At 69.0% G+C, this 10,663-nt stretch carries 15 protein-coding genes; 10 read left to right on the forward strand and 5 right to left on the reverse strand.

The features are described 5' to 3' along the window. Positions 1–44: 44 nt before the first annotated feature. Positions 45–884 (reverse strand): SGNH/GDSL hydrolase family protein, encoded by an 840-nt coding sequence (locus FXN61_RS42010; RefSeq protein ID WP_167979425.1) that lies wholly within the window; start codon positions 882–884, stop codon positions 45–47. 128 nt (positions 885–1,012) lie between these two features. Here FXN61_RS42010 and FXN61_RS42015 point away from each other — a divergent pair, with 128 nt between their 5' ends. After that, positions 1,013–1,579, forward strand: a complete 567-nt coding sequence (locus FXN61_RS42015) for a P-loop nucleotide/nucleoside kinase family protein (RefSeq protein ID WP_167979426.1) — start codon at positions 1,013–1,015, stop codon at positions 1,577–1,579. Between the two features lie 61 nt (positions 1,580–1,640). On the opposite strand, the gene FXN61_RS42020 is transcribed toward FXN61_RS42015, so the two are convergent. Together FXN61_RS42020 and FXN61_RS42025 are read right to left on the reverse strand one after the other, a co-directional pair. Further along, positions 1,641–2,051 carry a ribonuclease domain-containing protein gene (locus FXN61_RS42020; RefSeq protein ID WP_312878417.1) on the reverse strand — a complete coding sequence of 137 codons (411 nt, stop codon included), beginning with the start codon at positions 2,049–2,051 and terminating at the stop codon, positions 1,641–1,643. Between the two features lie 38 nt (positions 2,052–2,089). Then, entirely contained in the window at positions 2,090–2,296 is a 207-nt protein-coding gene (locus FXN61_RS42025; RefSeq protein ID WP_167979427.1) for a hypothetical protein, read from the reverse strand. 26 nt (positions 2,297–2,322) lie between these two features. Here FXN61_RS42025 and FXN61_RS42030 point away from each other — a divergent pair, with 26 nt between their 5' ends. Further along, positions 2,323–3,165, forward strand: coding sequence for a cellulose binding domain-containing protein (locus tag FXN61_RS42030; protein WP_167979428.1), 843 nt, complete (start codon positions 2,323–2,325; stop codon positions 3,163–3,165). 1 nt (position 3,166) lies between these two features. Here FXN61_RS42030 and FXN61_RS42035 read toward each other — a convergent pair whose 3' ends face one another. Further along, positions 3,167–3,979 carry an alpha/beta fold hydrolase gene (locus FXN61_RS42035; protein ID WP_167979429.1) on the reverse strand — a complete coding sequence of 271 codons (813 nt, stop codon included), beginning with the start codon at positions 3,977–3,979 and terminating at the stop codon, positions 3,167–3,169. A gap of 78 nt (positions 3,980–4,057) precedes the next feature. Then, a complete protein-coding gene (locus tag FXN61_RS42040; protein WP_167979430.1) occupies positions 4,058–4,630 on the reverse strand; it encodes a TetR/AcrR family transcriptional regulator in 573 nt (190 codons plus the stop codon). A 107-nt stretch (positions 4,631–4,737) separates the two neighbouring features. Between FXN61_RS42040 and pcaH the strand changes: the two genes are divergently transcribed. The 8 genes from pcaH to FXN61_RS42080 are packed head-to-tail and all read left to right on the forward strand — an operon-like array spanning position 4,738 to position 10,599. Next, positions 4,738–5,475: a protocatechuate 3,4-dioxygenase subunit beta gene (gene pcaH, locus FXN61_RS42045; RefSeq protein ID WP_167979431.1), complete on the forward strand. Its 738-nt coding sequence runs from the start codon at positions 4,738–4,740 to the stop codon at positions 5,473–5,475. Next, complete coding sequence (gene pcaG / locus FXN61_RS42050) at positions 5,468–5,959, forward strand: protocatechuate 3,4-dioxygenase subunit alpha (RefSeq protein ID WP_167979432.1); 492 nt, start codon at positions 5,468–5,470, stop codon at positions 5,957–5,959. Before pcaH ends, pcaG begins: the two co-directional genes overlap by 8 nt. Positions 5,960–5,961: 2 nt before the next feature. Next, positions 5,962–7,080: a lyase family protein gene (locus tag FXN61_RS42055; protein ID WP_312878418.1), complete on the forward strand. Its 1,119-nt coding sequence runs from the start codon at positions 5,962–5,964 to the stop codon at positions 7,078–7,080. Continuing rightward, the gene (locus tag FXN61_RS42060) at positions 7,070–7,825 is read left to right on the forward strand and encodes an alpha/beta fold hydrolase (protein ID WP_167979433.1); all 756 of its coding nucleotides are present in this window, start codon (positions 7,070–7,072) and stop codon (positions 7,823–7,825) included. Before FXN61_RS42055 ends, FXN61_RS42060 begins: the two co-directional genes overlap by 11 nt. Then, a complete protein-coding gene (gene pcaC / locus FXN61_RS42065; RefSeq protein WP_167979438.1) occupies positions 7,822–8,163 on the forward strand; it encodes a 4-carboxymuconolactone decarboxylase in 342 nt (113 codons plus the stop codon). The genes FXN61_RS42060 and pcaC overlap by 4 nt, the downstream gene beginning before the upstream one ends. Beyond that, complete coding sequence (locus FXN61_RS42070) at positions 8,160–8,804, forward strand: 3-oxoacid CoA-transferase subunit A (protein WP_312878419.1); 645 nt, start codon at positions 8,160–8,162, stop codon at positions 8,802–8,804. The genes pcaC and FXN61_RS42070 overlap by 4 nt, the downstream gene beginning before the upstream one ends. Next, a complete protein-coding gene (locus tag FXN61_RS42075) occupies positions 8,801–9,433 on the forward strand; it encodes a 3-oxoacid CoA-transferase subunit B (protein WP_167979435.1) in 633 nt (210 codons plus the stop codon). The genes FXN61_RS42070 and FXN61_RS42075 overlap by 4 nt, the downstream gene beginning before the upstream one ends. After that, entirely contained in the window at positions 9,430–10,599 is a 1,170-nt protein-coding gene (locus FXN61_RS42080; RefSeq protein WP_167979436.1) for a 4-hydroxybenzoate 3-monooxygenase, read from the forward strand. Before FXN61_RS42075 ends, FXN61_RS42080 begins: the two co-directional genes overlap by 4 nt. Positions 10,600–10,663: the final 64 nt, after the last annotated feature.

The raw sequence follows: 10,663 nt of genomic DNA on the forward strand, positions 1-10,663 counted from the left end.
CGTGCGGTCACCGCCCGGCGAAGGGACGACAGTGCGTGCGGAGTTCAGCGACCAGCGGCGGTGACGGCGTCGGCGATCGCCTGGTGACCGGCGGGCGTCGGGTGCACGTCGGTGCGGTCGCAGAAGTAGGTGAGCGTGCACACCTTCGCGACCGAGGCCGGGATCCGGCCGTACTTCGGGTCCTGGGTCAGCTCGGTCAGCGCCCCGTAGCCGCCGGTCGCCCGGGTGACGTCGGCGAACTTCGCGCCGAACCTGCCGTACTCGGCGGTGATCTCCGAGTTGAAGTTCTGGAACATCGAGACGGACAGCGTGGCGAGGTTCTTGCCGTTGGGAAACGACGGGTTCACCCACGCGCCGAGGAACACGTCCGGATAGGTCAGCCCGACGATCTTCACGTCCGGTGCGGCCTCCCGCAGCCTGGTGAGCGTGCCCGCGACGTTGGTCTTGATGTCGGCGACGGTCCTGGTCGCGCACTGCAGCGGTTCCTGCGACAACGCGCACGGTGCCAGGTCGTTGCCGCCGATCACCACGGTGACCAGGCCGGCCTTCGCCCCGCGCAAGGCCTCGACGGCCGCGTCGAGCTGGGTCTTGCCGCCCGCGTCGGACCCGCACGCCGGCTTGGTGGCGAGGTCGGCGGAGGTGGCGCCGTTGCAGGCGAGGTTGATCAGCTTGAGACCGGACTGCTTGGCGACGATCTGGGCGAAGCTCTCGGCGGTGCCACCCGGTCCGAAGCCCGTCGCGTAGGAGTCGCCGATGGACACGTAGACCTGCTGCTGCGGTGGCTGCGTGCTGCTGGACGTGGGTGCGGGAGCGGGTGCGGACGGGGCCGAAGTGCACGCGGCCAGCGCCGTCAGCAACGCCAGGACCAGGGCAAACCTCGGCACACGTGCTCCTTCTCAGCGGCGGTTGACGTACCGAGGCTACGAAACCGCCCGTGAGGGTCGTGTCAGCACGGATTGCCCCGAGAGCGAACAGCGATCATGGGCGCCCCCATCGATGTTTAGGTAGGGGAATGACCGAGCGTGCCTACCGCAGATATCTGGACCTGGAACCGACCGCGGAGAGTCCCAGGGTCGTGCTGGTCGCCGGCGTTCCCGGCACCGGCAAGAGCACGCTCGCGGAGTCGCTGGCCAGGACTCTGCGCAGGCCGATCGTCTCGATGGACTGGGTGCTGGGCACGATGACGCCGTTCGACCTGGGCGACGAGACCGCGTGGGCGTTGGTGGACCTGAACCTCTTCGCCACGACCGCCCGGCACGTTCAACTCGGGATCGACGTCGTCGTCGACGCGGCCGGGCACACCCGTGAGGTACGCGAACGCTTTCGTGAGCTCACCGAACGGCTCGGCGGCGTGTTCGTCGGCGTCGAGTGCGTCTGCTCGGACGAAACCCTGCATCGCGAGCGGGTCGAGGGTCGCGACCGGGGCATTCCTGGTTGGCACGCAACGGTTCCGTGGACGCACGTGCAGCGGATGCGCGGCCTCTGGGAGGCGTGGGACGACGAGCACCTGGTGCTCGACTCGGCCGTCGAAACCCCGGACAGCTCGCTCAAACGCGTCCTCGGCGCGCTGGGGAAGTGAGGCTGGGCGCACACCTGGCGGGCGCTGCGGTCGTGGATCGACCGCAGCGCCCGGTGAGGCATCAGAGGCGGTAGAAGTTCTTGTAGTGGTCGGGCGAGAAGTAGACCGAGCCGTTGGTGCGGTCGACGACGATCCGGTACGCGTCCCGGGAAGCGTTGCAGGTGCGCGGGTAGACGTCGAACTCCTGGTAGCGGTGGCCGGCGGGGAGCTGGCCCTCGCGGTTCTGGAAGGTGCCGCCCGCGAAGTTGCACTGCCCGTTCGGCCAGCTGTACCAGCCGCGCGAGCTCGGGTAGCTCTTCGACGACCACGTCGAGTTGGCGGAGCGTGCCGCGGAACAGCGCGACTGCGTGCAGGAGCTGTAGACCGCCGCGTCGGCGGCGGGTGCGACGGCCGTGGTCACGCCGAGCACGGACGCGACGACGGCGAGGGCGGCGAGCATGCGACGTGTCCAGTGCGGTTGCAGGGCTTGCACGTGAGACCTCCATCGGCAGGGGGCAGGGAACCCCGTGATCATTTCGGTTGATCACCACGAGCCGGTGAACGGCGGGGAACCATCCGCGCAACGGCGACTGTGGCCTCTTCACGCTCGCACAGATGGCCGGGCCGCGCGTCCTTTTGGATCAACGACGGCACGAACGTCGGGCCAAACATCGGTTCTTCACCGATGACAGACTCTGAACGCCAGAGTTGATCAACGCCGAACAGCCGATTGCGCATGCTTCCACCGGCGATAAATTTGCCCAATGGCAGCACGGAAGCACTTGTTGGTGCTGTTGATGACCCTGCTCACCGCCGCCTGCACGGCCGAGCACGGCGGCACGCCCTTTCCCGTACCACGAGCCACATCTGCTTCGCCGGCGGGGAACGCGCCGTCCACAAAGGTGCGTGCTGTTGTGGACGGCCGCACCGTCGAGCTTGCGGACGGCACGCGCGCCCGCATCTCGCTGCTCGCCGAACCGGCGTCGTGCGGTGCGGCCGCGGCACTCGAGTTCGCCACGAAGACGTTGCTGGACAAGGAAGTCCGTGTCAGCAGCATCACGCCGGGCGAGATCTCGCTGATGCTCCAGGACGGCACCGACTACGCGCTGCTGGCCGTGACGAACGGCATCCTGCGCACCACGGGCGTCGACGGCGGCCCGCTGACCGCGGCGGAAACCAAGGCGGCGCAGGCGAAACTCGGCCTGTGGGCGAAGGACTGTTCCACGTCGCCCGCTCCGCCGCCCGTGTCGACGTCGACCAATCCGCCGCCGCCTCCTCCTCCCGCGCCACCGTGTGTCGTCGTCTACCGGGTCAACAGCGAGTGGCCCGGCGCCTTCCAAGCCGACGTGACCGTGCGCAACGTCAGTGGCGCGCTGATCGACGGCTGGACGTTGCGCTGGCGGTTCGCCGACGGTCAGACCGTGTCGCAGATGTGGAACGCCACCGTGTCCCAGTCGAGCGCGGATGTGAGCGTGACCAACGCCGCCTACAACGCGCTGATCGTGTCCAACGGCTCGGTCACGCTCGGGTTCAACGGCTCGGTGAACGGAGCCAACTCCGCGCCGGCCTCGTTCACGCTCAACGGAACCGCCTGCACCAGGGGGTAGCTCAGTTCGCCTGCCACCACTCGGTGACGATCCTGGCGTACTCGTCCGCGTTCTCCTCCCACACGAAGTGGCCGGCCTCGACCACGTCGAGCCTGCTGTTCGGCAGCCGTTCGTGCAGGTACTCGACGTTCGGCAGCGGCACCACCGAGTCGTGCTTGCCGTTGATCAGCTGCACGGGCGTGGTGATGCCGGGGAGGAGCTCGGCGAGAGCGGGCAGCTCCGCCGGGTACGCGCGCACGTACGCCATCTGTTCGACGAACCGATGACCCTGGTACGCGGCGAGATAGTCCTGCCGCACCACGTCCGGCAGCTCGTAGCCCTCGATGGCGTTCATCGCGACGTTCACGATGTCCTTGGGTCCCAACGCCCGGTACGGCGCGAGATCCTCGTCGTGCACCCACTCGTGCAGCGGGGTGCCGAGGTCCGTCGGCACCGCGGAGCCGCCGCTGCCGATGGTGACGCTGCGGAACCGGTCCGGTGCCGCCGCCGCGGCGAACAGGGTCGCGCTCGTGCCGATGTCAGGGCCGACCACGTGGGGCTTGGTCAGGCCGAACTCGTCGGCGATGCGCACGATGAACTCGCCCATCCTGCTCGGGGAGAGCAGGTCCTCGCGCAGTTCGGAATGCCCGAAACCGGGCAGGTCGACCGCGATCAGGCTCGCGTGGTCGGCGAGGCGTGACCAGGTCGCGTCGTAGGCGAAGAGGCTCTCCGGCCACGGGCTGAGCAGCAGGGCGTGGGGCTTGTCGCTGACGCTCTCGGCGTAGCGGATCGACAGGCCGTCGATGGTGCGGAAACGGGGCTTGATGTCGCTCATGAGTTCAATATGACCGGTCGTCTTAGACCGAGTCAAGGGTGTGGCCGACATTTGAGACGACCGGTCATTTTCGCGGGCTCAGCGCAGGACGACCTCGAACGCGACGGTGAAGAACGTGGCGAAGGAGGACCCGTCCTTGGCCGCTCGTTCGCCGACGATCGCACCCTCCCAGGCGTTGACCAGGAACCTGGCCAGGATCTCCGCCTCCTGGGCCGAGGTCAGCGACCCGTCCTCCTGGGCCTCGCGGATCGTCGCGGTGATCGCGTTCGTCCAGAGGTCGAGGGCCTCCCTGACGCCTTCGCGGATGGCCGGGATGTGGTCGGCAGCTTCGGTGCTGAAGTTGCCGTACACGCATCCGCGCTCGTAGCCGAAGTCCTCGATGTCCTGCCCGAGCGCCTCGAAGTGGCCGCGTAGCCGGACCAACGGCGGCTTCGACGCGTCGGCGAGCTTGTCGAGGTGCCGAGTCTCGCCGTAGCGGTCCATCACGACGAGAGCGAGCGCTTCCTTGCTCTCGAAGTGGTTGTAGAACGAGCCCTTGGGGACGCCGGCGCTGTCGGTGATCAGCTTGACGCCGCACGCGTTGTAGCCGTGCCGGTGGAACTGCTCGAACGCGGCGTCGACGATCTGCTCTCGCACACTGGCCCTGGGCATCCTTCCAATATGAGCGGTCGTCTCGACTGCGTCAAGCTGGAGCGCTTTCCGTTCACCGGAAACCTTCAGTCGACGCCGCCGAGGGCACGTCCCTAGCGTTTGGTCCTGTGACGACCAGCCAGCACGAGATCAGCGACGAGATCGCGAAGATCCAGGCCGACTCACCGACGGGTGCGCCGCTGCTGGACTTCCCGCCGTACCGCAGCACCCTGCTGCGCCACCCGACCAAGGAGCTCCTGCTCGTCGACCCCGAGGGCGCCGAGCTGCTCGCCCCGGTCTTCGGCCACTCCGACGTCGATCCCGTCGAGGCCGACCTGACCGTCCAGCGCGGAGGCGAGCCGATCGGCGAACGCATCCGCGTGCACGGCCGCGTGCTCGACGGCGACGGCCGCCCGGTGCGGCGCCAGCTCGTCGAGATCTGGCAGGCCAACGCCGCCGGTCGCTACTCCCACCAGGGCGACCAGCACCCGGCGCCGCTGGACCCTCATTTCACCGGCGTCGGCCGCTGCCTGACCGACGACGACGGCTGGTACTCGTTCACCTCGATCAAGCCGGGCCCCTATCCGTGGCGCAACCACCACAACGCCTGGCGGCCCGCGCACATCCACTTCTCGTTGTTCGGCACCGACTTCACCCAGCGCCTGATCACCCAGATGTACTTCCCCGGCGACCAGCTGCTGGCGCTGGACCCGATCGCGCAGTCGATCACCGACCCGGCGGCCCTGTCCCGGCTGATCGCGTCGTACGACCACTCGCGGTCCGAGCACGAGTGGCTGCTCGGGTACCGCTGGGACATCGTGTTGACCGGTAGCCACGCGACCCACATGGAGCCGTCCGATGACTGAAACCCCTGGACAGACGGTCGGCCCGTTCTTCCACCACGCGCTGGCCTTTCCCGGCGACTCCGAGCTGGTGCCCTTCGGCTCTGCCGGATCCGTTGTGCTGCACGGGAACGTCTACGACGGCGCCGGCGATCCGGTGCCGGACGCGATGATCGAGATCCGGCAGGCCGACGCTTCCGGCGTGGTGCCTTCGGTTAGCGGGTCGTTGCGGCGCAAGGGTGCCGGGTTCACGGGGTGGGGTCGGTGCTGCACCGATCGCGCCGGGCACTACTGGTTCAGCACCGTTGAGCCAGGGTTGCCGTTCTTCGCGGTCACGGTGTTCGCACGCGGGCTGCTCGACCGGTTGTTCACGCGGATCTACCTGCCTGGGGCCGCTGGTGCGGTGGACGGGCTGGTGGCGTCGCGCGAGGACGACGGCCGTCTTCGGTTCGACATCCACCTGCAGGGGCCGTCCGAGACGGTCTTCTTCCGGTTTCCGCGGAACTGATCGTGCTGCCCGGTTCGCATCGCGCCGCAGGCCTGGTCGACGACGAGGCGCTGGTGCGGGCGATGCTGCAGGTGGAGGTCGCGTGGGCGCGCGTTCTCGGCACCTCGCTCTCGTTGGGTGACTGGGTGCCGTCGTTGGACCCGGTCGAGGTCGAGGCCGCGGGCAATCCGGTGCTGCCGCTGGTTTCGGCTCTGCGCGCACGGGTTTCCGATCCTGTCCACACCGGACTGACCAGTCAGGACGTGCTCGACTCCGCTCTCATGCTGCTGGCACGCGGCGTGGTGGAGCGTGTCTCCGCGGACCTGGGGCGGGTTGCCGATGCTCTGGCAGGGCTGGCTGAGGAGCACAGGTCCAGCGTGATGGCGGGGCGGACGTTGACGCAGTACGCCGTGCCGATCACGTTCGGGCTCAAGGCCGCGCGGTGGCTGGTGGGCGTGCTGGACGCCTTGGAGGAGCTGGAGGTCGTGTCGCGGAACCTGCCGGTGCAGTGCGGGGGAGCGGCGGGCACGTTGTCCCGTGCGGCTTCGGTCGTGGATCCGGTCGCGGCGGCTTCGGCTTTCGCGGGCCATCTGGGACTGGTGTGGCCGGGGATGCCCTGGCACACGTATCGCGCTCCGGTCACGCGTGTCGGAGATGCGTTGGTGCGTGTGTGCGACGCGCTCGGGGTGATGGCCGCTGATCTGCTGACGTTGGGGCGGCCCGAGATCGGTGAGGTGTCCGAGGGCGCCGTGGCGGGGCGGGGTGGGTCGTCGACCATGCCGCACAAGCGGAACCCGGTGTTGTCGGTGCTGGTGAACAGTGCCGCTCTGCAGACTCCGCAGCTGGGGGCGCAGCTGCACCTGTGTGCGGCGCGGGCTGTCGATGAGCGGCCTGATGGCGCCTGGCACGCGGAGTGGCCGGCGTTGCGGTCGTTGCTGGAACTGGCGGTCGTGGCGGCTTCGCAGGCCGCTGAGCTGGTCGAAGGGCTTGAGGTGCACGCGGACGTGATGGCGCGCCGGGCTGCCGGGGTCGCGGGCGAGCTGCTGGCGGAGCGGGGCGGCGGGACGGATCCGGCTTCGTACCTCGGGGCAGCGGAGTCGTTCGTGGACGAGGTTCTGAAGAGGTGGCGAGATGACCGTTGAGCTGAGCCTGACGCGGCTTGCTGGATCCGAGCTCTCGGACCGGCTGCTGGTGGTCGGGCCGTCGCTGGGCACGTCGGTGGCTCTGCTGTGGCGTGACTGCGCGATGGTGCTCGGCGGGCAGTTCGAGGTGATCGGCTGGGACCTGCCCGGCCACGGCGCCGGCCACCCCGCGACGCGGCCGTTCACCGTGGGGGACATCGCCGGCGAGCTCTCCGAACGGGTCGAGGCGCTGGCTGGTGGGCGGCGCGTCGCGTACGCCGGAGTGTCGTTCGGCGGCGCCGTCGGGTTCGAGCTGGCCACACGGCACGAAAGTCCGTTCGAGGCGGTCGTCTGCATCGGTGCCGCGCCGCGGATCGGGCTGCCGGAGATGTGGCACGAGCGGGCCGCGCTGGTGCGGCGGGCGGGGACGCCGGTGATGGTGGAGGGATCGGCTCAGCGGTGGTTCGCGCCGGGATTTGTCGAACGGGCGCCGCGGATCGCGGGAGCTCTCCTGCGGGCGCTGGCCGATGCGGACAAGGAGTCCTACGCGGTGGCGTGCGAGGCGTTGGCCGAGTTCGAGGCCGGTGCGGCGGTCAAGCCGGTGCGGGTGCTGGTGGGGGAGCACGACGTTGTGGTGTCGCCCGGCATCGCGGACCGGGTGCTCGGCGGGTGCGGGCATTTGCCGCCTGCCGAGGATCCGGCGGCGGTGGCGGAGATGGTGGTTCAGGTGCTCGAGGAGATGCGGTGTCCTACGACGACGGCATGAAAGTTCGGCGCGAGGTGCTCGGGGACGCGCACGTCGACAGGGTGACCCCGGACGACTTCACGCGGGACTTCCAGGAGTTCATCACCCGGTACGCGTGGGGCGAGATCTGGACGCGGCCAGGGCTGGACCGGCGGATGCGCAGCGCGATCACGCTCACGGCGTTGATCGCGCTGGGGCATTGGGAGGAACTGAAGCTGCACGTCGCGGCGGCGCGGCGCAACGGTTTGAGCGAGGACGAGATCGGTGAGGTGATCTTGCAGAGCGCGATCTATTGCGGTGTGCCCGCGGCGAACCACGCGTTCGCGGTCGCGCGGCAGGTCCTGAAGGAGGACGCGTGAACGCGCAAGAAGCCGTTGCGGACACGCCCGACGGGGCGACCGTCCTGATCGGCGGGTTCGGACCGGCGGGGGAGCCGGTGCAGTTGATCGAGGCGTTGCTCGAGAGCGGGGCGAAGGAGCTCACCGTGGTGAGCAACAACGCCGGGGCCGGGGAGAACGGGATCGCGGCGCTGATTCGCGAGAGCAGGGTCGCGAAGATCGTGTGCTCGTATCCGCGGCAGGTCGACTCGCGGCACTTCGACGAGGCGTACCGGGCGGGACGGATCGAGCTCGACCTGGTGCCGCAGGGCAATCTCGCCGAACGGATCCGGGCCGGTGGTGCGGGCATCGGGGCGTTCTTCACGCCCACCGGGTACGGCACGACGCTGGCGGAAGGCAAGGAGACCCGCGTGATCGACGGCAAGGGGTACGTGCTGGAGTACCCGATCAAGGGCGATCTCGCGCTGGTCAAGGCGCACAGGGCCGACGAGCACGGCAACCTCGTCTACCGCAAGACCGGGCGCAACTTCGGGCCGATCATGGCGGCCGCCGCCACGACGACGGTGGTGCAGGTCGAGGAGTTCGGAGCCATCGACCCGGAACACGTTGTGACACCGTGCATCTACGTCAACCGGATCGTCCACATCGGACGTGCGGTATGATCGACCGCCAGACTCTGGCGAAGCTGGTGGCGTCCGACATCCCGGCCGGGGCGTTCGTGAACCTCGGCATCGGGCAGCCCACCGAGGTCGCGGACCACCTCGCGCCGGACAGCGGCGTCGTGCTGCACACCGAGAACGGAATGCTCGGGATGGGGCCGCAGGCGCACGGCGACGACGTCGACCTCGACCTGATCAACGCGGGCAAGATCCCGGTCACGGAACTGCCCGGCGCGTCGTACTTCCACCACGCCGACTCGTTCGCGATGATGCGCGGCGGCCACCTGGACGTGTGCGTTCTCGGCGCCTACCAGGTGTCGGCCAGGGGTGATCTCGCGAACTGGCACAGCGGATCGCCGGACGCGATCCCGGCCGTCGGCGGCGCGATGGACCTCGCGGTGGGCGCGAAGCAGGTGTTCGTGATGATGAACCTGCTTACCCGTGACGGGAAGCCGAAGTTGCTGCCCGAGTGCACGTATCCGCTCACCGGACTCCGGTGCGTCAGTCGCGTCTACACCGATCTCGCGACGTTCCTGATCACCGGTGACGGTGTGGTCGTGCGCGATCTCCACGGCATCTCGTTCGCCGATCTCCAGGCATTGCTCGATGTTCCGCTCAAGGAGTTGTCATGACGCGCACCCAGGTCGGCATCGTAGGCGGGGGACCCGCCGGGCTGATGCTCTCGCATCTGTTGTCCCTCAACGGGATCGACAGCGTGGTCGTCGACAACAGAACACGTCTGGAGATCGAGAACACGGTCCGCGCCGGCATTCTGGAAGCCGACAGCGCCCGGCTGCTCGTCGACACCGGGGTGTCCGACCGGGTGCTGCGTGACGGCCACCCGCACGAGGGCATCGACCTGCGCTTCGGCGGTGAGAGCCATCGCATCGACTTCCGTGCGCTGGTGGGCGAGTCGGTCTGGCTCTACCCGCAGACCGACGTGTTCGTGGACCTGGCGAACGCCCGTGAGCGCGACGGCGGCGACGTGCGATTCGGCGTCCGCGACACCTCGGTCGACATCACCGGCCCGGCGATCCGCTTCACCGACAGCGACGGCGTCCAGCAGGAGGTGCGCTGCGACCTGCTCGTCGGCGCGGACGGCTCCCGTTCGATCTGCCGGGCCGAAGTGCCGGAATCCGTGCGCACGCACAGCTTTCGCGAGTACCCGTTCGCCTGGTTCGGCATCATCACCGAGGCTCCGCGCAGCGCCCCCGAGCTGATCTACTCGCACTCGCCGCGCGGGTTCGCGTTGATCAGCCAGCGCACCGAGACCCATCAGCGCATGTACTTCCAGTGCGACCCGGAGACGGATCCGTCGGCGTGGTCGGCCGATCAGATCTGGGAGGAGCTGCAGGCACGGGTGGCAGGGCCGGACGGCTTCACGCTCAACGAGGGGCCGATCACCGAGAAGACGGTGCTGCGCTTCCGTTCGTTCGTCGCGGAACCCATGCGCCACGGCACCCTGCTGCTCGCCGGCGACGCCGCCCACACCGTGCCGCCGACCGGCGCGAAGGGACTCAACCTGGCGCTCGCGGACGTCCGGGTCCTCGCCGAGGTCATCGAACGCGCGCTGCTCAAGAACGACAGCGACGCTCTGGACGAGTACGGGCCGCGCGCCCTCGACCGCGTCTGGAAGGCGCAGCACTTCTCGTACTGGATGACCACGATGCTGCACGCCCTGCCCGGCGCGACGGACTTCGACGTGCGGCGGCAGCTGGGTGAGCTGAGGTCCGTGGTCGGGTCGGAGGCGGGATCGAGGTTCCTGGCCGAGGGCTACACCGGCTGCTGGCCCGCCTGAGCGCAAGCGAGGAGCTCCACCTCGCCGCCCTGGTGGCCGGGCGGGACGACGGCGAGCGCGTCGG

Source organism: Lentzea indica (genome assembly GCF_012184385.1).
Classification (GTDB): Bacteria; Actinomycetota; Actinomycetes; order Mycobacteriales; family Pseudonocardiaceae; genus Lentzea; species Lentzea indica.

Coding starts and splice junctions, on each gene's coding strand:
- FXN61_RS42015 (WP_167979426.1), top strand. CDS start 1,013: ATGACCGAGCGTGCCTACCGCAGATATCTGGACCTGGAACCGACCGCG.
- FXN61_RS42025 (WP_167979427.1), bottom strand. CDS start 2,296: ATGCGCAATCGGCTGTTCGGCGTTGATCAACTCTGGCGTTCAGAGTCT.
- FXN61_RS42030 (WP_167979428.1), top strand. CDS start 2,323: ATGGCAGCACGGAAGCACTTGTTGGTGCTGTTGATGACCCTGCTCACC.
- FXN61_RS42035 (WP_167979429.1), bottom strand. CDS start 3,979: ATGAGCGACATCAAGCCCCGTTTCCGCACCATCGACGGCCTGTCGATC.
- FXN61_RS42040 (WP_167979430.1), bottom strand. CDS start 4,630: ATGCCCAGGGCCAGTGTGCGAGAGCAGATCGTCGACGCCGCGTTCGAG.
- pcaG (WP_167979432.1), top strand. CDS start 5,468: ATGACTGAAACCCCTGGACAGACGGTCGGCCCGTTCTTCCACCACGCG.
- FXN61_RS42060 (WP_167979433.1), top strand. CDS start 7,070: ATGACCGTTGAGCTGAGCCTGACGCGGCTTGCTGGATCCGAGCTCTCG.
- pcaC (WP_167979438.1), top strand. CDS start 7,822: ATGAAAGTTCGGCGCGAGGTGCTCGGGGACGCGCACGTCGACAGGGTG.
- FXN61_RS42075 (WP_167979435.1), top strand. CDS start 8,801: ATGATCGACCGCCAGACTCTGGCGAAGCTGGTGGCGTCCGACATCCCG.
- FXN61_RS42080 (WP_167979436.1), top strand. CDS start 9,430: ATGACGCGCACCCAGGTCGGCATCGTAGGCGGGGGACCCGCCGGGCTG.